Source organism: Collinsella sp. AF23-2 (genome assembly GCF_003459245.1).
Classification (GTDB): domain Bacteria; phylum Actinomycetota; class Coriobacteriia; order Coriobacteriales; family Coriobacteriaceae; genus Collinsella.
Genome location: NZ_QRVG01000008.1, coordinates 2,006 through 25,649, shown reverse-complemented (window position 1 = coordinate 25,649; position 23,644 = coordinate 2,006). Strand labels below are relative to the sequence as shown.

At 59.0% G+C, this 23,644-nt stretch carries 13 protein-coding genes and 2 rRNA genes; 4 read left to right on the top strand and 11 right to left on the bottom strand.

What is annotated here, in order from left to right; translation table 11 throughout:
• Nucleotides 1-3 precede the first annotated feature (3 nt).
• The 6 genes from DWY03_RS04780 to uvrA all read right to left on the bottom strand — a co-directional run bounded on the left by DWY03_RS04780 (nt 4) and on the right by uvrA (nt 10,242).
• Nucleotides 4-960 carry an ABC transporter permease gene (locus DWY03_RS04780; protein ID WP_055251823.1) on the bottom strand — a complete coding sequence of 319 codons (957 nt, stop codon included), beginning with the start codon at nt 958-960 and terminating at the stop codon, nt 4-6.
• Nucleotides 961-1,117: 157 nt separating this feature from the next.
• The gene (locus DWY03_RS04775) at nt 1,118-2,731 is read right to left on the bottom strand and encodes an ABC transporter substrate-binding protein (RefSeq protein ID WP_035138897.1); all 1,614 of its coding nucleotides are present in this window, start codon (nt 2,729-2,731) and stop codon (nt 1,118-1,120) included.
• A 365-nt stretch (nt 2,732-3,096) separates the two neighbouring features.
• Nucleotides 3,097-5,037, bottom strand: a complete 1,941-nt coding sequence (uvrC, locus tag DWY03_RS04770; RefSeq protein ID WP_117840031.1) for an excinuclease ABC subunit UvrC — start codon at nt 5,035-5,037, stop codon at nt 3,097-3,099.
• Nucleotides 5,038-5,043: 6 nt separating this feature from the next.
• Entirely contained in the window at nt 5,044-6,648 is a 1,605-nt protein-coding gene (gene murJ / locus DWY03_RS04765) for a murein biosynthesis integral membrane protein MurJ (RefSeq protein WP_231500775.1), read from the bottom strand.
• A gap of 81 nt (nt 6,649-6,729) precedes the next feature.
• Entirely contained in the window at nt 6,730-7,230 is a 501-nt protein-coding gene (gene ybaK / locus DWY03_RS04760) for a Cys-tRNA(Pro) deacylase (RefSeq protein ID WP_117840030.1), read from the bottom strand.
• A gap of 132 nt (nt 7,231-7,362) precedes the next feature.
• A complete protein-coding gene (gene uvrA, locus DWY03_RS04755) occupies nt 7,363-10,242 on the bottom strand; it encodes an excinuclease ABC subunit UvrA (protein ID WP_117840029.1) in 2,880 nt (959 codons plus the stop codon).
• 193 nt (nt 10,243-10,435) lie between these two features.
• Here uvrA and DWY03_RS04750 point away from each other — a divergent pair, with 193 nt between their 5' ends.
• From DWY03_RS04750 to DWY03_RS04735, 4 genes are all read left to right on the top strand, one after another.
• Nucleotides 10,436-12,589: an LTA synthase family protein gene (locus DWY03_RS04750; protein ID WP_158549377.1), complete on the top strand. Its 2,154-nt coding sequence runs from the start codon at nt 10,436-10,438 to the stop codon at nt 12,587-12,589.
• Between the two features lie 145 nt (nt 12,590-12,734).
• Entirely contained in the window at nt 12,735-13,565 is an 831-nt protein-coding gene (locus DWY03_RS04745) for an Mrp/NBP35 family ATP-binding protein (RefSeq protein ID WP_117840028.1), read from the top strand.
• A complete protein-coding gene (locus DWY03_RS04740; protein WP_117840027.1) occupies nt 13,566-14,837 on the top strand; it encodes an NAD(P)/FAD-dependent oxidoreductase in 1,272 nt (423 codons plus the stop codon).
• Nucleotides 14,838-14,917: 80 nt separating this feature from the next.
• Nucleotides 14,918-16,558, top strand: a complete 1,641-nt coding sequence (locus tag DWY03_RS04735) for an NAD(P)/FAD-dependent oxidoreductase (RefSeq protein ID WP_117840026.1) — start codon at nt 14,918-14,920, stop codon at nt 16,556-16,558.
• Between the two features lie 65 nt (nt 16,559-16,623).
• Here DWY03_RS04735 and uvrB read toward each other — a convergent pair whose 3' ends face one another.
• The 5 genes from uvrB to DWY03_RS04710 form a co-directional block, all read right to left on the bottom strand.
• Complete coding sequence (gene uvrB / locus DWY03_RS04730) at nt 16,624-18,864, bottom strand: excinuclease ABC subunit UvrB (RefSeq protein WP_117840025.1); 2,241 nt, start codon at nt 18,862-18,864, stop codon at nt 16,624-16,626.
• A 51-nt stretch (nt 18,865-18,915) separates the two neighbouring features.
• Nucleotides 18,916-19,497 (bottom strand): lytic transglycosylase domain-containing protein, encoded by a 582-nt coding sequence (locus DWY03_RS04725; protein ID WP_117806848.1) that lies wholly within the window; start codon nt 19,495-19,497, stop codon nt 18,916-18,918.
• Nucleotides 19,490-20,131 carry a dephospho-CoA kinase gene (coaE, locus tag DWY03_RS04720; RefSeq protein ID WP_117635947.1) on the bottom strand — a complete coding sequence of 214 codons (642 nt, stop codon included), beginning with the start codon at nt 20,129-20,131 and terminating at the stop codon, nt 19,490-19,492. Before coaE ends, DWY03_RS04725 begins: the two co-directional genes overlap by 8 nt.
• Nucleotides 20,132-20,326: 195 nt before the next feature.
• Nucleotides 20,327-20,442: ribosomal RNA gene (gene rrf, locus DWY03_RS04715) — 5S ribosomal RNA — on the bottom strand.
• A 146-nt stretch (nt 20,443-20,588) separates the two neighbouring features.
• Nucleotides 20,589-23,561, bottom strand: a 23S ribosomal RNA gene (locus tag DWY03_RS04710).
• Nucleotides 23,562-23,644 lie beyond the last annotated feature (83 nt).

Here is a 23,644-nt window from a genome sequence, read left to right as displayed (position 1 = left end):
AATCTACACCGTCCTGATGCGCGGGTTGATGAGCAGGTAGAGCATGTCAACCACGATGTTGATGATGATGAAGGCAAGAGCAACGACGATGACGACGCCCTGAACCAGGTTCGCCTCGTTGCCCTGAACGCCCTGCAGGATCGCGGTGCCCATGCCGGGGAGGTTGAAGATAACCTCGATGACGACGGCGCCGCCCATGAGGTAACCGATCTTAAGACCGAGGGTGGTGACCGGGGTGATCAGCGCATTGCGAAGTACGTTGATGCCAACGACGACCTTCTCGGGAACGCCGGCGCCGCGAGCCATACGGACATAGTCCTTGTCGAGCTCCTCGACCATGGCGGTACGCACGATACGAGTCATCTGGCCCGTCAGCGGAAATGCCAAGGCGATGGCGGGCATAATCATGCGGCCCAGATAACCAGCCGGATTCGTGGTGAAGTGAGGCAGAGCACCCGATGCCGGGAGCACCTTAAGGTAGGAAGAGAACAGCAGGATCAACAGAACGGCAAGCCAGAACGACGGGGTTGCCAAGCCGGCGATGGAAAAGACGCGGATCACTTGGTCCGGCCATTTGTCGCGATACAGTGCCGCGATGACGCCGAGCAAAAACGAAACGACCGCACCGATGGCAAGGCCGATGAAGGTCAGCTGCATCGTGACGGGCAGGGCCGTGGAGATGCGCTTGGCAACGGAGTTGCGAGCAGCACCATAGGTGCCCATGTCGCCATGGATCAAATCGCCCATATAGCGCACGTAGCGCACGGGCCAGGGGTCGTCCAGACCATACTTCTCATGGTACTCGGCAACCGCCTCGGGCGAGGCACCGTCACCCAACGCCGTGTAGGCGGGGTCGGTCTTGGAGAACGACATAAGGAAGAACACCAGGACGGTGACGCCCAATGCCATGATCGGCAGCGCCACAAGACGCCTTCCAATCAAACGTAGCAAGTTGTTCACGTTCTCTCCCCTTTCTTTTGTCGGTAGGACCAACTGGTATATGAGTACGGATACTCATTACAAGACCCGAGCGACATCGAGGTCGCCCGGGTCTTTGTTTCAACTATGAGGATACGGTCCCAACGACCGACATCCTGCATACAGACTCAAGCGAGTCTTACGCCTTGACGGTCGCAACGCCCCTGAAGGACATGCTCGTCGTGCCGATGCCCTTGAAGCCATCGAGGGCCTCGCCGTTGGGCGCAGTGGACGGATCGTCCCAGGAAGCGGAGACGGTCTTGACGTGGACAACGGGGTACAGAACGGCGTTGTCGGCAATGATGTCGAAGCACTCGTTCCACTTCTTCTGCTGCTCGTCGCCCTCGGCGGCAAGAGCCTCGTCCATGAGACCGTGGAGCTTCTGCCACTCAGCGGACTCCTTCCACGGGCAACGGGTCTGCATCCAGACGTTGTCGCCGTACCACCAGTTGAGCAGCAGGTCGGGGTCGGCGCCGAAGCAGGAAGGATCGCCAGGGGCAAGGAGGATATCGTAGGCCTCGCCGCCGTCGATGGCAGCGTAGGTGGCCGGCGAGGTATCGGTCTGGATGGTCACATCGAAGCCGAGAGCGTCGAGGTCGTTCTTGACCTGGGCGGCCATGCCCTTAATCTGCTCGTTGTCGGTGGTGCGCAGGGTGATGGCACCCGGGGTGATGCCAGACTCCTCGATGAGCTTCTTAGCCTTCTTGGCGTCGGTCTTGTACACCGTGGAAGCCTCATGATAGTTGGTGAAGCTCTTGGGCAGGTAGCAGCTGGCAGCGGTGGCAAGGCCGGCGAAGGTGTTGCTGACCATCTTCTCGGTGTCGAGCGCATACATGACAGCCTGACGGACCTTGACGTTGTTCCAAGGCTCCTTGGCGACGTTGAACATGATGAAGCGGGTGCCGAAACCCTGAACGTTATCGATCTTGCAGCCGGCGCTCTCGAGCTGGTCGACGGCGTCAGCGGTAACGAGCTCCATAACGAGCGTGGAGCCCTCCTGCTGAGCGGTAACGCGAGCGGTGGGGTCGGTCAGGATGCTGTACTGGATCTTCTTATCCTCGGCAGCATACTCACCGTTGTACTCGGGGTTGGGAACCAGGGTGATCTCGGTATCGGAGATAGAGTCGTACATCCAGGGGCCGGAGCCGATCGGCTGCTTGGCGCGATCCTCCTCGGTCTGGGTGGCCGGGGTAACGCGGACGATGGCCAGACGATCCTTGAGCAGGGAGAAGTTGGGGACCTTGGTCTTGACCGTCACGGTGCTGGCGTCCTTGGCCTCGATGGACTCGAAGGGCTGGAAGAACGGAGCATAGGTAGCGGAAGCGGCGCAAGCGGTGTAGGAGGCAACGACATCGTCAGCGGTGACCTCGGTGCCATCGGAGAACTTGGCACCCTTGCGGATGGTGACCTCGAAAGTGGTGTCGTCCACAGACTTGGGATCGTCGGTGGCGAGCTCGTTGAAGGTGCTGTAGTCGTGGTAATCGATGCCGTAGAGGCCCTCGACGACGTGCCAGTTAGCACCCAGGCCCACAGCGGAGCCGGTGCTGGCGGGATCGAAGCTGGACGGAGCGTAAGCGGAACCAGCGGTGATCACGCCGCCGCCACGGTTGGCGGAATCGGTGGAACCGGAAGCGGAACCCTCGTCGCTGGAGCTGCCACCGCAGCCGGTGAGACCAAGCCCCGCGACAGCAGCGACGCTGCCGGTGAGGCCGAGGAACGAACGCCTGGACATACCCTTGTTGATGATGGCCATGTCTTCTCCTATCAATAGAGAATCTTACCCGGGAGCACCTAGACGTGCCCCCGCGCAACTTGCGGACGATATATACCTTACCTACCGACGAGCCCAACTGAGGTGCCGCGCTCGGCGACCGATACATACATACGCTTGAACGGTATTTACTACCGTTCACCGAATTCATTGACAAACGATTCGCCAGACAGTATGTATAGACGAGGTGAGATATCAGTCTTCGTCAACCCGCAGGATAGCAGGGTTGTTCACCATGGCTAGTCAAACGTTTTAGCGTTAATAAAACCCGAAATCGGCTGGTAATCGCCGTGAAATTAATGATTGAAAATCACGCAATCATGTATATCAGTTGTTTAGAGGCGTGTTTAGTTTTCGGATTGCTTTGCCGCCATCTCGGAGCGCTCGGCATTCCACGCAACAAGTGCCTCGTGGACCGCTTTGGCGACATCGGCCGGAACGCCTCGAACTTCTGCAATCTCCTGCTCGCTCGCCGCGCGCAAACGCTTCATCGAGCCAAAATGGCGCATAAGGGCACGTTTTCTGGTGGGCCCCACGCCAGGAACGTCATCGAGTACCGAAACTGTCATGGCCTTGTCGCGCAATTCACGATGGAACGTGATAGCAAATCGGTGGGACTCATCGCGCACCTGTTTAATTAGATAGAGCGAGGCAGACCCGGTCGGCAGCACGACGGGAGTCTCGTCCCAAGGCACGAAAACCTCCTCATCGGCCTTTGCCAAACCACAAACTGGTATATCGAGCCCAAGAGCCTCAAGTTGCTTGATCGCAGCGGTTAATTGCGGCTTACCGCCATCGACAACGAGCAAATCGGGGCGCGAGCCAAAGCGCTCGTCGGCCATGCGCTCGGGAGCATAGCGTCGTCCCAAAACCTCGGACATCGACACGAAGTCGTTTGCCTCGTCCAATTCGGCCTGAATTTTAAAGCGACGATACTGGCCCTTGTCGGCACGGCCGTTGGTAAATACCACCATAGAAGCGACGGTAAAAGTGCCGTGCAACGTCGAGATATCGAAGCACTCGATGCGCAACGGCGGCGCAGGCAGCGCCAGTGCACTTTCGAGCTCCAGGAGCGCTTGATTGGTGCGATCGTCAGCATACCCCGTGCGCATCATGTAGCGCATGAGGGCATGGCGCGCATTTTTGGAAGCCATATCGAGCAGGCGGTGCTTTTCGCCGCGCTGCGGCCTATGGAGATGGCAAGAGCGCTCGCGCTTGCCCGCAAGCCACTCCCCCAGCGCCTCCGCATCCTCAAGCTCGACGGAAAGGTTGACCTCAGCTGGAATATCAGCCGTCTCGTCGTAATAGCGCTTAAGAAAGCCCGACTGGAGCTCTTCCTCGTCAACATCAAGACCCTTGTCGAGAATGAACTCGCAGGTGCGAACTGTTCGGCCCTCGCGAACGACGAAGACGCAAGCGGCGGAGATGGTCTCCTCGCGATAGAAACCGATGACATCTATATCGACACTGGAGGGAAAAACGACTTGCTGACGATCGTCCAGACCCCTGATGACCTCCAAACGACGTTTGACGCGTGCCGCGCGCTCAAAGTCGAGCGCCTCGGCGGCATCCGTCATCTCGGAGGTCAGCTCATCGACGACATCCTTGCGATGGCCCGACAAAAAGTGCTCGACACGCTTGACGTTCTTGGCATAGTCTGCCGGGGAAATCGCGCCGACACACGCACCCGGGCCGCGCCCGACATGGTAGTCAAAGCAGGGGCGCCCGTTTTGCGCGCAAATCATATTGACGATGTCTTCCTCGCCCTTGTGGGACTCGACGATACGGCGACAACGACGCCACTCCGCACAGGATGCGGAGCAGATGGGGATAACCTTGCGCAGCGTATCTATCGTCTCACGTGCCGCGCGGCTATCGGTATAAGGTCCAAAATAGCGCGTTCCCGGCTTATGACGCTCACGCGTGTATTTGATAGCGGGATACAGGTCGCCCTTTGTAATGGCGATAAAGGGGTAGCTCTTGTCATCCTTGAGGTCGACGTTAAAGTACGGATGGTACTGACCAATCAAATTGCGCTCGAGCACCAACGCCTCGTGCTCGGTCTCCACCACGATATAGTCAAAGCTCGCCACCAGCTGCATCATCAGCGGGATCTTCTGGCGCTCGTCCTGCAGCGTCACGTACTGACGCATACGGGCGCGCAGGTTTTTCGCCTTGCCCACGTAGATGACATCGCCCTTGGCGTCTTTCCAAAGGTAGCAGCCGGGCTGCGTGGGAACGCGCGAAACCTGCTCGGCAAGCGTTGGAATGTTGTCGTGACCTGCCACGCGTACCTACTCGCGACGAAGCAGCGCCGAGACCTCGGGCATCTTAAAGACGAAGGCAAGACCAAAAGTTACAGCAAGCGAGACGACGCCTGCAACACAAACGTAGCCCAGGGTAATTAGGATCGAGCTGCCAAGCACTCCGACAAAGTGCTCGAGTGCCCACATGACGCCGGCGCCTGCGGCAGCACCCAGGCCACCAAGAAAAAGGCCAAAGAACCCGCCATGCAGGATAGATTTGACCTGAAGGCCACGCAGGCGACGACGCAGCCACCACAGCGAACAACCGACCAAGATCATGTAGTCAACGACATACGAAAGCGCGATTGCCGGCATACCGAAGCCCAGCACAACGCCAAACAGCAGCACCGAGCCGGCCTGGCCGATGGCGGAATACAGGCAATAGCGGCTATAGGGCTTCATGTCGAGCAAGGCAGAGAAGCTCTTCTGCATCAACACGACCACGCCGTAGAGCGGCAGCGAGAACGCCAGGTAGACAAGGAACTCGGACACCAGCGCCACGCCGGACTCATCAAACTTACCGGCACAGTAAATCATGTTGAGCGGACGCGCGAAGACAATCAGGTACAGCGCGAACGGAACCAGGAAGAACAGCATCTGGGCGACGCCACGCGAAATGCCCGTGCGAACGCTGTCGTAATCCTTCTCCTGTGCGTCGTGAGAGAGCTCGGTATAGAGCGCCGTCGAAAGCGAGGCGGCAATCAGCGCGTAGGGCAGCGTGTACCACAGGCGCGCATAGGCTATGACGGAAGGACCAGTCTCGGGCTGGACCACCAGCGCGGCAGCGTTGGTGATAGAAGTCGAGACAAACATGCACACCGTGGCGAGCAGCGTCGGGATACCGAGCGCAATCGTCTGGCGCAGTGCGGGGTCCTTAAAGTCGATATGGATATGGGGATGCACGCCGTGCTTGCCAAGCGCGGGGATCTGACATGCCATCTGAACAAAGACACCGAGGGTCGTACCGGCCGCAATCAAGATGATGCCGGCACGTTCGCCAAACTGTGCGGACACGGGCGCAAAACCCATAAAGCTCGCAATGACGATCACATTGTTGAGGACCGGGGCAAACGTCGACCAGAAGTAGTCGCGGTGTGCGTTGAGAACGCCCGAGAACACCGAGCCCAAACCATAAAACAGAATCTGGATGGCAAAGAAACGGAACATGAACGCAGCGGTATCCATGCTGCCGCCGTCACCCGAAAGAAACGATTGCGTCCAGATAAAGCCCGGGGCGAACACGGTCCCCAGCAACGAAATGCCACCCAGCACCAAAAGCAGAATGCCGAGCAGGTTGCCCACGTACTCGTTCGAGGCCTCGCGACCCTGCTCACGCCTCACGCCCATGTACACGGGCAAAAACGCCGTCACGAGCATGCCGCCCATCACGAGTTCGTAGAGCATATTGGGCAGGTTGTTGGCGACCTGATAGGAGGACGAGAGTAGCGACATGCCGATAGCGGCCGCCATTGCCCACGTGCGGATAAAACCGGTGACGCGAGACACGATGGTCAGGATGGTCATAAGCCCGGCGGAACGACCAACCGTGGAGTAGTCCGACGAGCCCATGTCGTCAGTGTCATCTCGCGACAAAGAAGCTTCAGATGAGGGTGTCTGAGGCGCAGATTCTTTTGCAAAATGAGCTCCGCACTTCAATTCTTCCTGCGGCATCGCTCAGTCCTCTCTCGTAATCGCGGCAACCGTCGCCCCGCAAAATGCAATTAAATCATCGGGTGCAAGCTCGAGCTGATAACCACGCTTGCCTCCCGAAATAAAAATGGTATCCCAAAGGACACATGTCTCATCAATGAGCGTCCGGTAGCGTTTTTTCATACCGACCGGACTGCAGCCGCCGCGAACGTAGCCAGTCGCCGCAAGCAAATCCTTCACATGCATCATGGCCAAGGACTTCTCCCCCGCGGCACGCGCGGCGGACTTTAGATCGAGCTCGTCGGCAACAGGGATGCAGCACACAACATGGTCGTTGGACGGCGTCACGCAGACCAAGGTCTTAAATCCTTGACCGGGCTCCTCGCCAAGCTGCTCCGAAATCGCGACCCCCAGGCCCGCCGACTCATCACCATCGTCTTCGTACGTATGTAGAACATAGGAAATGTCGGCGCTTTCCAGCTCGCGCATCGCATTGGTTTTTAGCGTCTTTACAGCCTTTGCCATGACATATCCTTTCCCTCGCATTCGGACGCAAGGATTAAGTATATGTCCAATTCGGCTGCATACGTCACTTCGACACAGCAAGCGCCATCGAATCACAAGGAGTCGATGGCGCCCATAAAATGAATCGCCTATTTATTGAGCATCAAGTTGAGCCTGACGCTCCCGGTCACGCCTGAGCAACGGCGCCAAAAACTTGCCCGTATAACTCTGCGGACAGTCTGCAACCTGCTCCGGTGTGCCCGAAACCACGACGGTTCCGCCGCCGTTACCGCCCTCGGGGCCCATATCGATCAGGCGGTCGGCAACCTTGATGACATCAAGGTTGTGTTCAATCACCAGCACCGTGTTGCCCGCATCGACCAAGCGCTGCAGCACATCGAGCAGTTGGCGGACGTCCTCAAAATGAAGGCCGGTCGTCGGCTCGTCCAAAATATAGAACGTCTTGCCCGTCTGGCGTCGATGAAGCTCCTTGGCGAGCTTCACACGCTGCGCCTCGCCGCCCGAGAGCGTCGTGGCGGGCTGGCCCAGGCTCACGTAGCCCAAGCCTACATCGTACAGCGTCTGGAGCTTGCGCTTAATCTGCGGGATATTCCCAAAGAAGGCCAGCGCCTCGGTGACGCTCATGTCGAGCACGTCAGAGATGGTCTTACCACGGTAGGTGACCTCAAGCGTCTCGCGGTTATAGCGTTTGCCGCCGCAGGCCTCACAGGGGACATAGATATCGGGAAGGAAGTGCATCTCGATCTTAATTTGTCCGTCGCCCTTGCATGCTTCGCAGCGACCGCCGCTCACGTTAAAGGAGAAACGTCCCGGCGAGTAGCCGCGCGCCTTCGACTCCGGCGTACTCGCAAACAACGCGCGAAGATCATCCCACAGGCCAATGTACGTAGCAGGGTTGGAACGCGGCGTGCGGCCAATCGGCGACTGGTCGATATCGATAACCTTATCGATACACTCGATGCCCTCGATTTTCTTATACGGACCCACAGGGCGCGTCGAACGGTGAATGGCATTCGTAAGGGCAGGCGCAATGGTGTCGGTAACCAGGGAGCTCTTGCCCGATCCCGACACGCCGGTAACAACCGTAAGCGTACCAAACTCGATCTTGGCGGTAACGTTTTTGAGGTTGTTGGCGCGGGCGCCCGTGATCTTAAGGCAGCCACGACCGGGCTTGCGGCGTTCATCGGGAACCCGAATCATTCGCTTGCCGGTCAGGTAGGCACCCGTCATCGAATCGGGGCACGCCATGATATCGGCAGGCGTTCCCGCGGCGACCATGTATCCGCCGTTCACGCCCGCGCCGGGGCCCATGTCGATCACATAATCGGCAGCACGAATCGTATCCTCATCATGCTCGACGACGATGACGGTATTGCCGATATCGCGTAGGCGCTCAAGCGTCTTGATCAGGCGCTCGTTATCGCGCTGATGGAGGCCGATCGACGGCTCGTCCAAAATGTACAGCACACCCATGAGGCCGGCGCCGATCTGCGTTGCCAGGCGAATGCGCTGGGCTTCGCCTCCGGAAAGCGTCGCCGAGGCACGGTCGAGGGTCAGATAGTCGAGTCCGACATCGACCAGAAAGCGCAGGCGCTCCAGGATTTCCTTAACGATGCGCCCGCCGATATATTGTTGGCGCTCGGTAAGCTCCAAGCCCTCAAAAAACTCGAGCGACTCGCGGCACGATAGACAGCAGACCTCGTAAATGGACTTACCGCCTACGGTAACGGCGAGCATCTCGGGGCGCAGACGAGCACCATGGCAACTCGAGCACGGCTCCTCGCGGATGTACTTCTCCAAGCGCGCCTTGGTGTTCTCATTCGTCGTCTCGGTATAGCGCTCGTACAGGATATTGCGCACGCCCGAGAACTTGGTGTCCCACTGGCTACGGCGCCCATCGAGCTTTTGATAGTCGACCGAAATCTTCTGGTCGCCCATGCCGTCTAAAAACGCGCGACGCACCCGCGGAGGCAGATCCTCCCACGGCGTATCGACGCTCACCTTGAAGTGCTTACAAACCGCAGCGAAAATCTGCGGATAGTAGTTAGAGTTGCCAAACAGGCTGCCAAAGACCCCGTCGGCGATCGACTTCGAGGGGTCTTCGATTAGGGCCTCGGCGTCGACCGTCTTCTTAAAGCCCAGGCCATCGCACTCGGGGCACGCGCCATAGGGCGCGTTGAACGAGAAGTCACGCGGCTGCAAGTCATCGATGGAGTGTCCATGCTCCGGGCACGCTAACGCCAGCGAATACTCCAGCAACTCGCCTTCGGTCCCCTCGGGAGCGTCGCGGTCGGGCAGCAAGTATACGTTCACATTGCCGTGCGCCAGCGCAGTCGCCTGCTCAACAGACTCGGCGATACGGCCCAGAGAGTTCTCACGGATCACGATGCGATCGACCACGACCTCGATATCGTGCTTGAACTTCTTGTCCAGATCGATCGGATCGTCGAGCGAGCGCACTTCACCGTCGACACGCACGCGGCTAAAGCCCTCGGCGCGAAGGTCCTCAAACAGTTTGGTGTACTCGCCTTTTCGCCCGCGCACCACCGGTGCCAGCACAAACGCGCGGCGGCCCTCCCCCGCCGCCAAGACCTTGTCGGCAACCTGATCGGTCGTCTGACGCTCAATGACGCGCCCGCATTCGGGACAGTGCGGGGTGCCCACACGGGCGAACAGCAGGCGCAGATAGTCATAAATCTCGGTTACGGTGCCAACCGTCGAGCGAGGGTTTTTAGATGTCGTCTTTTGGTCGATCGACACCGCCGGCGAAAGGCCGTCGATTGAATCCAAGTCGGGTTTGTCCATCTGGCCCAAGAACTGGCGCGCATAACTCGAAAGGCTCTCGACGTATCGACGCTGGCCCTCGGCATAGATAGTGTCGAATGCCAGCGAACTCTTGCCCGAGCCAGAAAGACCGGTAATGACCACGAGTTGGTCACGCGGAATGGAAACATCGATATCACGGAGGTTGTGCTCACGAGCGCCGCGAATAACGATAGAGGAATCAGACATGGAAGCTCCTTGCCTCCTATTGCATCGAATCATACTGCCGATGAGTTTAGCGCACTCGACGCGCACAGATGTTCGTAATACAAGATTCGCAGACCTTTAGCTTTGCGTATCGGGCGCTTTGTTTCTCGAAATGCCGTGGAAAGGTTACAGTAATCTAATACTGAACTTAATTTGCTGTACCAGAGGAACGTCCATGACCGAAGATATCCCCCTTGAAATCACTTCGAGCGACATGGCCAATCTGCCCATATTCATCGCCGTCCTTATCGTGGCCGCCGTCGTCGTGCGCGTGTATTTTTCAATCAAACGCAACGAAAAGCCACCCATTGCCCGCGTCTTTTGGTGCGCGACGCTCCTCATCCCGCTCGGCGTGGTAGCTGCATGGATTACGAATCAATCGCTCGTAAATGAGGGCAGCTCCCTATGGGTCCTTTCTTATTCGGCGCTCGGTGCTGCCGCCGTCATGCTTCTTGTCGAGCCCTTGGTTTCGGGACTTATCGACCAAACCGACCTTGCGACGGGAACGGTTGCCTGTATTTGCCGCGACATCCTTGTCATCGCCGCTGTTTCAGCGCTCTCGTTCGTTTCAATCGAAATTGCCTGCAACGAAACGTTCTATCGCATTCCCGCCAACTCATTCGGGTTTTCCGTCGGGTTGCTCGCGACGGTTCTGCTCTCCCTTTATTTGCTGGGACAGCGTCATGGAGGCGTCATGGTCCTCGTGCCCGTCGTCTGTTGCGTCCTTGGCATTGCCGAGCACTTCGTCATAACGTTTAAAGGCGAAGCCATCCTGCCAAGCGATATCTTGGCCCTTGGCACCGCAATGGAAGTGAGCGAGGGATACGAGTTTACCTTTACCGCCGGAATCGTAACCTCTCTCGCCCTGCTGGAGATTTCCCTGGGGCTTCTTTCGCTCATCCGACCGCGAAAGCTCCGTACGCCCACCCATGTCTTCCCCGCTATCGCCGCTAACCTCTGTGCTTTTCTGCTAGTGACCGTTGTGGGGCTCTCAGGCTTTTCCAACATCGACTTGGAGCAGGCGCTGGATTTTGGATTTGACCGTTGGCAGCCCATCACCACGTATGCGTCTCAGGGTTTTATCACTTCGTTCACCGAAATGGTCAACGAGTTGCCCATTGAGAAGCCCGAAGACTATACGCCCGATGAGGCGCAGAGCATCGAGCAGGAGCTCGCCGCCGTCTACGACAGCACATATGGCTCGAGCGAACAGCGCGCGGCGGCCGTTGCCCAGTTCAATGAAATCAAGCCGACGATTGTTGCCGTCATGAACGAGAGTTTTAGCGACCTTTCGTGCTTTGAGCAGCTCCAGGCGGCCGGGTACTTCGGCCCCGCATTCTACAACTCGCTTCCCGACACACTTGTTCGCGGCACCATGCTCGCTTCGGTCGCCGGTGGCGGAACGGCGAACTCCGAATTCGAATTTTTGACCGGAGCGACAACGGCCTTTGTCGGATTAGGCAAGATCCCCTATCAGCTGTATCAGATGAATGGCGTAAACAGCCTGGCAAAGGACCTTAAAGAGCTTGGGTATACCACTACCGCTATGCACCCGCAAAACCCCGTCAACTACCATCGAGATAAAATCTATCAGCAGCTGGGCTTTGGAGACTTTCTTTCAATCGGCGATTTCGAAGGTGCGCCCTATTACCATGCCGGCGTATGCGACTACGCCACCTACGACAAGATACTCGACCTGCTTAGAACCGACGAAGCGCCGCAGTTCATCTTTGACGTCACGATGCAAAATCACGGCGGCTACGACTATGGCACCGTTCCCGCCGAAGAGCTGACAAACTATTGGGTCGAGGGAGCCAGCGAGGGTGCCAATAGCGCGCTCAACACCTATCTCACCTGCATCAACGCATCCGACCGGGACCTCGAGTACTTTATCAACGAGCTCCGCAATATCGGCAGACCGGTTGTTCTTGTCTTTTTTGGCGACCATCAGCCGAGTGCCGCAACGACTCTCAACGACGAGCTGTACCCTCAGGAAGATACGGCAAGCCACGCTTTCCGTATCTATCAGTCGACATATCTCGTCTGGGCTAACTATGAGATCGCCGGCAATACCGAGCTCAACGTCTACGATACCGTCGGGGCAAACGAGATTGCGGCCATTACCCTTAATAAGATCGGCGCCCCGCTCACCAACTATCAAAAGGCTCTGCTTGCAACAAGGTCAGATGTGCCCACCATCAATGTCGCCGGCTATCTCGGCGCCGACGGGCTGCGCTACGACTTGGAATCTGAAGACAGCCCATACGCCTCGACGATCGACAAGCTGCAGCGCATGCAGTACCTCGAGTTTGCTAGCAAAGTTCAGTAAGCCCGCCCATTCGCTTGGGCCCATCGTATTGTAAGCGCGCTCGGCCCAAACGCATCGCAAATGACTCCCGCTCGCAAACGAGGGTACAATGACGCTCGTGTCACATCACGGGGCCCCGGCCCCAACATTTACAAAGGAGTCACACATGGGTTGCGAGCACGCACAGGCCGCCGGCGGACAAACGTCGCCGTCGCAATTTGAGGAGAACACGCTGTCCGAGGTCAAACGCGTCATCGCCGTGCTTTCCGGCAAGGGCGGTGTCGGCAAGTCGTTTGTCACCGGTGCCATCGCCACCGAGCTTGCCCGTCACGGCCACAAGGTCGGCGTCCTCGATGCCGACATCACCGGTCCCTCTATCCCCAAGATGTTCGGTATGAGCGGACGCCACGTCCATGCCCTTGGCAACCTTATGCTGCCCGAAATCTCCGAGCACGGCGTCAAGGTCATGAGCTCCAACCTGCTGCTCCAAAACGAGACCGACCCCGTCCTTTGGCGCGGTCCGGTCATCGCAGGCGCCATTAGGCAGTTCTGGAGCGAGACCTCGTGGGGTCCCATCGACTACCTGCTGGTCGACATGCCTCCGGGAACAGGCGACGTCGCGCTCACCGTCTTCCAGTCGCTGCCCGTCGACGGCATCGTCATCGTCACGAGCCCGCAGGATCTGGTCTCGATGATCGTCGCCAAGGCGGTCAACATGGCCGAGAAGATGAACGTCCCCATTCTGGGAATCGTCGAAAATATGAGCTATATCGAGTGCCCCGATTGCGGCAAGAAGATCGAAGTCTTTGGCAAGAGCAAGCTCCCCGAGGTCGCCGAGCGTTACAACCTCGAGATCCTAGGGCAGCTTCCCATCAATCCGGCACTCGCCGAGGCCTGCGATAAGGGTGAAGTCGAGACCGCGCTGCCCGATGGCATGCTGCCCAAGGCCGTCTCTGCCGTCGAGGCCATTGCCCCGCACGAGACCGCCGAGGCCTAAGTGAACACAAACGCCTCCTATGACGTCTTGGTAATCGGCGGCGGGGCCTCGGGTCTCGCCGCCGCCATTACTGCCGCACGCGCAGGCAAAAGCGCCTGCATCGTTGAGCGCGATGTTGCCTGTGGCCTTAAACTCCTTGCGACCGGCAACGGCCGCTGCAACCTTTCCAACGAATCAATTGATTTCCAGCGGTACAACCACCCCGCATTCGTCGAATCCGTCATGGGTCCCCAGCCTGAGCAAGAGCTCGGCAGTTTCTTCTCCTCGCTGGGCATCATGACGACCTCCGAGGAGGGCCGGCTGTATCCGCGCTCCCTTCGTGCCGAATCGGTGCGCGACGCGCTTCTCAGCGTTTGCGACCGCCTAGGTATCACCTTAATCTGCGGAGCCAACGTTGCCTCGGCGCACAAAGCTTCCGAAGGCTGGGCACTCCAAATAGACCGTCCAGCGCGGGCGCTCAAGGCAAAAAAGCACGACGACCGAAAATCGGAGCTCCGCTCGCTTCGGAAGGCGCTCGCCGATGTCCCTCGCAAGAACGAGACCCTGCAGGCACATGCCGTAATTATCGCCACGGGCGGCAACCCCACCGACATCGCCGATACGTTTCGCCTTCCCCTCACTTCGCTGCGCCCCATCCTCTGCCCCGTATCGGCAACGGTCGTTGGCGATCGGGCGGCACTCAAGACGTTGGACGGCCTGCGCGTCCGCGCCCGCTTGACGCTCGCCCGCAATCATAATGAGCTCTGGCACGAAGACGGTGAAGTGCTGTTTCGAACCTTCGGCATCTCGGGCGTCGCTGTCTTCAACCTCTCCCGTCGTATCCAGCGCGGCGATACGATCCTGCTCGACGTTTTCCCCGACCTCTCTAAAGACGAATTGCTCGAGCAGCTCAACCGGCGCATTGAGCTGCTCGGCGGCTTTTCACCCCGCGATCCCCGTTGGCTCGACGGCATGCTCGCCCCGCAACTCTCCCACGTCGTCTGCACAGCGTTCGAGCAGTGCCATCCAGGCTCCAACGATGTCATCCACCTGGTCTCGATTCTCAAGCACTTTAAGCTGTTTGCCGAGGGAACGACCGATGAGCGCTCGGCGCAGGTCACGCGTGGTGGCATATCTGTCGAGAGCATCTCGACACCCAGTCTACGCGCGCGCAGCGTTGTCGACGCCCCGCTTTACGTCTGCGGTGAAGCGCTCGACATCGACGCCGATTGCGGAGGCTTTAACCTTGCGTGGGCCTGGATCTCGGGCATTCGCGCTGCAAGCAGCCTGTAGCCGCGCAGTCTATAATCAAAAACGCATTCGGGCCGTCTGGGATACCGGACGGCCTCTTTCTTGCCTCTAAGGAGACCTCGATGATTGAAATCACCCAAGTCAACGCGTCGCTCGATGAAGCCGGCGATGAAAATGCCTGTCTCATTGTTGGCAAGCGAGTCGCCAAGCGCGTCCTACGTTGCAAGGACTCCGAGATCAAGTCCATCGAGCTCCACCGCAAGTCAATCGACGCTCGCAAAAAACGAGACGTCCATTTTATCCTGAGTTTTCTTGTTGAGCTGACTAGTCCCCACCTCGAGCGAGAAGCGGTCGACAGCGTTGCCGAGCGTGACCGCTCGCGCGTACGCGCGATAGAAGACGATGAGCCTTCATTCCCCTCCCCCGCCTCCGACGCGCCTCAAGAACGCCCTGTCGTTGTCGGCGCCGGATGCGCCGGCCTTTTCGCTGCGCTTACGCTCGCCGAAGCAGGTCTTAAGCCCTTGCTCATCGAGCGCGGCGACCCGGCATTTCGCCGCTCGCGGGCGATCGACCTCTTTCTAAAGGAGCGCATCCTCGACCCCGAGAGCAATATCCAGTTTGGCCTGGGCGGCGCGGGGACTTTCTCGGACGGCAAGCTCAATACGGGAACCAAAAATCCCGCCCATCGCCTTATCCTCGAAACCTTCGTCGAGGCGGGTGCGCCCCGCGATATTCTGTGGGATGCCAAGCCGCACATTGGCTCCGACATCCTTCCCACGGTCGTCACCGCTATATCCCAGCGCATCGAGCAGCTCGGAGGTGTCGTCCGTTATCGAACGAAGCTCGTCGACATTCGCATCGACGCGTCTGGCGCCATCACCGGTATTGATGTCCAATCGTCCCAAGACACCGCTTGCGAGCCAATCGAGACAAAGCACCTCATCCTCGCCTGCGGGCATTCTGCTCGCGATATTTTTGAGCTCCTTAAGGACCACAACGTGGTCCTCGCACAAAAGACCTTTGCCATGGGCGTTCGCATCGAGCATCCGCAGCGCGACATCGACCGAGCCCAATTCGGAGCCTCGGCGGGACATCCTGCCCTCGGAGCAGCCCCCTACAAGCTCGTCGCCCATCTTCCCAACGGCCGCAGCGTGTTCTCGTTTTGCATGTGTCCCGGCGGGCAGGTTGTCGCCGCCTCTTCCGAGCAGGGCCACTTGTGCGTCAACGGCGCCAGTCTCAATGCCCGCGACGGACGCAACGCAAATGCCGCCCTGCTCGTTAACGTCACGCCTGAGGACCTTCCCAACGATGACCCACTCGCCGGCATCGAGCTCCAGCGCGCCTGCGAGGCGGCCGCCTACCGCCTGGGCGGTTCCAACTGGAACGCACCGGCACAGCTCGTCGGAGATTTCCTCGCAGGACGCGCCAGCAAGGCGCCCGGAAAGGTAAAGCCCACCTATCCGCTCGGTGTGACCTGGACGGCAATTGACGAAGCCCTGCCGCAACATATCGTCGAGTCGCTCCGCCTAGGACTTCCCCTACTTGGAAAAAAGCTACGAGGCTACGACCGCTCCGATGCTGTCCTTACCGGCGTGGAGACTCGCTCGAGCTCACCGGTCACCGTCACCCGAGACCGAACATGCCATGCCGTGTCGACCCCGGGCCTCTACCCTTGCGGTGAGGGAGCTGGATATGCCGGCGGCATCATGAGCGCCGCCACCGACGGCATCCGTTGTGCCGAAGCCCTGATCGCAGACCTCTAACGCACGAATTCCAGCGCGCAAAAGACGCATGCCCCGAGCTCCGCAGGGAACTCGGGGCATGTTCGCTATTTCTTAAACCGTGCACCCTGGCGTTTTCTGCCCGATGCGAACGTGGAACCCTTGCGAGCCTGCGAACGTAAGCGCTCGATCGTCTCGTCCTCAGACGCACCCTCGAGCATCGCCCGAATCTGAACGACGGCATCGCGCAGGCGCGCCGCCTCCTCAAAGTCCATGGCGGCAGAAGCGTTACGCATATCCTCTTCCATGGTTTCGACGATCCGCACGAGCTCGTCATGCGGCAGTTCTTCCAACTGCTCCGCAAGTGTCTGCTCGGGCGCCACCGTTTCCGGCACGCCACCCTCGCCCGACTCATCGGGCGTATAGAATGCGCCATGGCCAAGAGAGTCGCCCTTCGAGCGTCCCTTGGAACCCACGGTTTTTTCGGCCTCGGCAATAAAACTTGAGATGTCGTTGATGGCCTTGCGCACCGTCTTGGGCACAATGCCATGCTCTTCGTTATATGCCATCTGAATCTCGCGACGGCGCTGCGTCTCCTCGATGGCCTCTTTCATCGAATCGGTCACAACGTCTGCATACATGATGACTTCGCCATCGGCGTTACGGGCCGCGCGGCCAATCGTCTGAATCAGCGAACGGCGGTTGCGCAAGAAGCCTTCCTTATCGGCATCGAGAATTGCCACCAGTGAGACCTCGGGAAGATCCAAGCCCTCGCGAAGCAGGTTGATGCCAACGAGAACATCGATCTTGCCCTCGCGCAGCGTTCGCAGGATCTCGACACGGTCCATTGTCGCCGTATCAGAATGCATGTAATTGACCTTAATGCCCGCATCAAGCAGATGGTCGGTCAGGTCCTCGGCCATGCGCTTGGTCAACGTGGTCACCAGCACGCGCTCCTTGCGGGCAACGCGCTCGCGAATCTCGTCCTCAAGATCGTCAATCTGACCGCGAACCGGACGCACATCGATCTTGGGATCGAGCAGGCCGGTCGGACGAATAATCTGCTCAACATCGTTCTGGCTCACCCGCAGCTCGTAGTCGCCCGGCGTGGCCGAAACGTAGATGAACTGGGGGATCCTTGCCTCAAACTCATCGAAACGAAGCGGGCGGTTATCGAGTGCCGAAGGAAGGCGAAAACCGTGTTCCACCAGCGTCACCTTACGCGAGCGGTCACCTTCGTGCATGCCGCGAATCTGCGGCACCGTCACATGGCTCTCATCGATGATGCAGAGCATGTCCTTAGGGAAGTAATCGATCAGGGTAAACGGCGGCTCGCCCGGCTTGCGACCGTCCAGATGACGCGAGTAGTTCTCGATACCGTTACAAAAACCCATGGTCTCGAGCATCTCGAGATCATAGTCGGTGCGCTGCTGCAGACGCTGTGCCTCGAGCAACTTGTCGGTCGCCTTGAGCTCGGCCACACGCTTCTCGCACTCTTCACTGATTGATTTCAGAGCCGCCTTGACCTTCGGCTTCTCGGTCACGTAGTGCGATGCCGGCCATACGGGGATGGCCTCGTACTCACGAAGCATCTCACCGGTAACCTCATCGATCTCGGCAATAAGCTCAACCTCGTCGCCAAAGAACTCAAACCGCAACGGATGCTCGGCATAAGGCGGATACACGTCGACAACATCGCCGCGCACGCGGAACGTGCCGCGTGCCAGGTCATAGTCATTGCGATCATATTGAATGTCAATAAGTGCATGGATAAAGTCATCACGCTCGAGCGGCACCTTCTTGTCGACGTTTGGAGCCAGACCCGCATAGTCCTCAGGAGAGCCAATGCCATAGATACACGAGACCGATGCGACAACGATCACATCGCGTCGAGAGAGCAGCGATGCGGTCGCCTGATGTCGCAGCATCTCGACCTCTTCGTTAATCGAGGAGTCTTTCTCGATATATGTATCGCTTTGCGGCACATACGCCTCGGGCTGATAGTAGTCGTAGTACGAGACAAAGTAGACCACAGCGTTGTTGGGAAAGAACTCTTTGAGCTCGCTCGCAAGCTGAGCGGCGAGCGTTTTATTGGGAGCCATGACCAGCGTCGGCTTCCCCAGGGCCTCAATAGTCTTAGCCATCGTGAAGGTCTTGCCCGAACCAGTCACGCCCAGCAAAACCTGATAGCGATCTCCGTCCCTCACGCCCTGCACAAGCGACTCAATGGCCTTAGGCTGGGAACCAGCGGGCTCGTATGGAGACACGACCTCAAACGGCACCGCAGAGCCCTCAACGCCAAAACGTTTGAGCTCTCCTCCAACACGCTCAACTTCAAATTCCGCCATGGATACTCCTAACTCATATATCTGCAGTATACGCAGGCGGCAGGTATAGTCCTATACGAACCGATCGGGATAGAGGGTCTTGTAGCGAACCCAGGCATTATTGACACGAATCAGATACGCCTGCGTCTCGGGAAAGGTGATTGCATTATGAAGCGACGTGCTCTGCTGCGCCCATCCGTCAACATTGCCCATGCCGGCGTTATAGGCGGCAATGGCGCTGTCAGTCGACCCGTTAAAATACGTTAGAAGATACGAAAGATACGCACAGCCAAACTCGATGTTCGTAGCGGGATCGTTAAGGTTGTCGGCCGAATACCCCCCACCGTCGACAAGACCCTTGGCGATCATATCCTGGGCAGTCTCGGGCATCAGCTGCATCAATCCCTGAGCACCCTGATTCGACTCAGCCTCGGGATCCCAATTCGATTCCGACTTAATGACAGCGCACACCAGATACGGATCCAGATTATGCGAAATACTAGATTGCTTTACATACGCCTCGTAGTCAATGGGATACAGCGGCTTAAAGAAAGCCGCAGGAGCACACGAGTAAACGAATGAGATAAGGCCGAAGGCAAAAACGGCAGCCAGCGGTATAAGGCGATACCACGCAAAGAAACGTGTCTTAGGCATCGGCATCCTCCTTATTCGCAGTGTCTATAAACCCATGGCATGCAAGCCATGAGTCAAGCTGCTCAAAGAGCGAATTATCGCCTGCGGCATTATCAATCACCGTTGTAGCGAGATTGCACAGCGCAGACTCATCGGGCTGGCAAGCAGAACGGGCATCGAAATCAGATGGCTCCATGCCACGCTGAATAGCACGCTCGCGACGAACTGACAAAGGGGCGCTAATGACCAGAATTTCATCAGCCAAGCCAAATGCATCCTCAAAACCAGTCGGAGCAGAAACCTCGACAACCGCAAAGGGATAACGGGGAGATGAAACCGTACAACAAACCGGATCGAGAATCCTAAGCGAAAGCTGTTCAATGAGAACGGGGTGCACAATGCTATTGAGCCTCGCGACCGCATCAGGAGAAACAAAAGCTCGAGAAGCGAGGATGTTACGGCGAACGCCTCCCTCCTCGTCCAAAATATCCCAGCCAAATTCTTCCGCGAGGGCATTGACGATATCGGAGCCTGGCACATACAGCGATTTGGCAAGCTCGTCCAGATCGATAAGCATGGCGCCATGAGATTCGAGATAGCGGCAGGCAGTCGACTTACCCGAAGCAATATTGCCCAAGACAAAAACGGTAAACATCAAGTCCTCCCTAACGCCAATGGGAGTTATTATCGCGCAAATACAAAAGAAGGACTCAAAATACAGCCAAACAGTAAGACAAGCTAAAAGAAGGCGAGTTCTTGTATTACAGCTCTCTATAAAACGCAAAAAGGGGGGAGGCCGCGAGGCCTCCCCCCTTCTTCAAGTCAAGCGTACGGCTCGGTGCCGTCCACCGGTCAGCGGCGCCCTGGCCTCCCACGGGCTGGCCCCGCAGTACTCTCGGCGCGATGGGGCTTAGCTTCCGGGTTCGGAACGGGACCGGGCGTGCCCCCCATGCTCTGGCCGCTGACCGGTGGGCGGCGCCCACCGTTACGGTGTCCTGGGTCTCATCTACGTGCCCTGGGGGCCGCATGGCGCATAGGGGAGACGACTCGGGGGCATCCTCGTGCCCGGACCGCGCTTCAGAGCGCTCAGTCCCGCGGGCCGCGAGGTGCGGTTCCGGAAGAGCTCGGGCGATTAGTGCGGCTCGGCTGAGGCTGTCGCCAGCCTTGCACCTGCCGTCTATCGACCAGGTAGTCTACCTGGGCCCTTACCGGAAGGAGAACTAATCCCTGGAACGGCTTCCCGCTTAGATGCCTTCAGCGGTTATCCGCGCCGCACGCGGCTACCCGGCCGTGCCGTTGGTCGACAACCGGTTCACCGGAGGTGCGTCCACCCCGGTCCTCTCGTACTGGGGGCAGCCTCCATCGATTCTCCTGCGCCCACGGAGGATAGGGACCGAACTGTCTCACGACGTTCTGAACCCAGCTCGCGTACCGCTTTAAACGGCGAACAGCCGTACCCTTGGGACCTGCTCCAGCCCCAGGATGCGATGAGCCGACATCGAGGTGCCAAACCTTGCCGTCGATGTGGACTCTTGGGCAAGATCAGCCTGTTATCCCCGGAGTACCTTTTATCCGTTGAGCGACGGCCCACCCACTCGGGGCCGCCGGATCACTAGAGCCTGCTTTCGCACCTGCTCGGCTTGTGGGCCTCGCAGTCAAGCCCGCTTGTACTCTTGCATTCAAAAGGACGGTTGCCGACCGTCCCGAGCGGACCTTCGCGCGCCTCCGTTACCCTTTAGGAGGCGACCGCCCCAGTCAAACTGCCCGCCTGGCACGGTCCCCGAGCCGGTTGACGGCCTCGGGTTAGGACGCCGGTCGCGCGAGGGCAGTATTCCAAGGGCGGCTCCCCGGGGGCTGGCGCCTCCGGATCTGTGCCTCCTGCCTATCCTCTACACGCGGGACCAGCGGCCAATGCCAAGCTGCAGTGAAGGTTCACGGGGTCTTTCCGTCCTTCCGCGGGTAAGTCGCATCTTCACGACCAGTGCAATTTCACCGGGTCCATGGTCGAGACAGCGCCCAAGTCGTTGCGCCTTTCGTGCAGGTCGGAACTTACCCGACAAGGAATTTCGCTACCTTAGGACCGTTATAGTTACGGCCGCCGTTTACCGGGGCTTGGCTTCGGGGCTTCGCCTTGCGGCTAACTCCTCCGCGTGACCTTCCGGCACCGGGCAGGCGTCAGACCCTATACGTCGCCTTGCGGCTTCTGCAGAGTCCTGTGTTTTTGGTAAACAGTCGCTTGGGCCTCTCCACTGCGGCCCGCCTCCGCTCCCGGAGCAAGTCCGTTCACGTACGCGCGGGCACCCCTTCTCCCGAAGTTACGGGGCCATTGTGCCGAGTTCCTTGACCATGGTTGACCCGATCGCCTCGGTATGTTCTACCCACCCACCTGTGTCGGTTTGCGGTACGGGCGCGCACGCGCCTGCCTAGGGGTTTTTCTAGGGACCTCGGGCTCACTCGCTTCGCTCAATCGCTTCGTCCGGAGCCTCGCCCTCCTGCGGACCGGATTTCCCTGGTCCGCGGGCCGCGCTCCATCACGGGGACGTCCAGAACCCCGCCGAGCCACCCCCATCCGTCGCCCCGTCGGTCGTAGCGCCGCGTGCGCGGTGCAGGAATGTCTGCCTGCTGCGCGTCGGCTACGCCTCCCGGCCTCGCCTTAGCCCCCGACTGACCCTGGGAGGATTAGCCTTGCCCAGGAAACCTCGGGTTCACGGCGGACGAGTTACTCTCTCGTCTCTCGCTACTCATGCCAGCATTCTCACTCCCATGCGCTCCACCGCCGGTCGCCCGGCGGCTTCACCGCCCATGGGAAGCTCCCCTACCGATTCTGAAAATCAAAATCCCGCCGCTTCGGTGTCCAGCTTAGCCCCGTGTATTGTCGGCGCATGTCCACTCGACCAGTGAGCTGTTACGCACTCTTTGAATGCATGGCTGCTTCTAAGCCAACATCCTGGTTGTCTGGGCGGACGCACATCCTTTGCCACTCGGCTGGAACTTGGGGACCTTAGCGGGCGGTCCGGGCTGTTTCCCTCTCGAGCACACAGCTTAGCCCACATGCTCTGACTGCCGCGCTCTGGGCCGCCGGCATTCGGAGTTCGGTTGGATTCGGTAGGCGGCGAAGCCCCCTCGTCCATCCGGTGCTCTACCTCCGGCGGTGAACGCGCGACGCTAGCCCTAAAGCTATTTCGGGGAGAACGAGATATCTCCGGGTTTGATTGGCCTTTCACCCCTATCCGCAGGTCATCGCCGCCGTTTTCAACCGACGTGCGTTCGGCCCTCCACGGGGTCTTACCCCCGCTTCAGCCTGCCCACGGATAGCTCACCCGGCTTCGCGTCCGCGGCGCGGGACTCAAGTCGCCCTGTTAAGGCTCGCTTTCGCTCCGGCTCCCTTTCGGTTAACCTCGCCCCGCGCCAGCGACTCGCTGGCTCATTCTACAAAAGGCACGCCGTCACACCACAAGGGTGCTCCGACTGCTCGTGGGCGCACGGTTTCAGGTACTGTTTCACTCCCCTCCCGGGGTGCTTTTCACCTTTCCCTCACGGTACTGGTGCGCTATCGGTCACAGGGTAGTACTCAGGCTTGGATGGTGGTCCACCCAGGTTCGGACCGGGTTTCACGTGCCCGGCCCTACTCAGGGACCGCGTCGCGCCGTCCGGTCTGGGTTCGCGTACGGGGCTGTCACCCGCTGCGGCCGGCCCTCCCATGCCGTTCCGCTCCCCAGCCGGACCTGCGCCCGGGGGCGGCAGCCCCCGGATGCGCGGCCCTGCAACCCCGTCGGCGGAACCCCTGCCGGGTACGCCCGCTCGACGGTTTGGCCATCGGTCCCCTTTCGCTCGCCGCTACTCGGGGAGTCTCGAGATTGATTTCCTCTCCTCCGGGTACTTAGATGTTTCAGTTCCCCGGGTTGTCCTCCCCGCCCCTATGTGTTCGGGGTGGGGATATCCACACCTCTGTGGATGGGTTCGCCCATTCGGAGACCCCCGGGTCGAAGGATGTGTGCTCCTCGCCGGGGATTATCGCAGCTTGCCGCGTCCTTCATCGGCTCCCTGTGCCAAGGCATCCGCCGTGCGCCCGTGGTATCTTGCGGGACCGCATCGGGCCCGCGGGATATCCACGTGTCGCTAATAAAAATTAATCGATATCATGAATAGCGCTCGTATGTCGCAATTC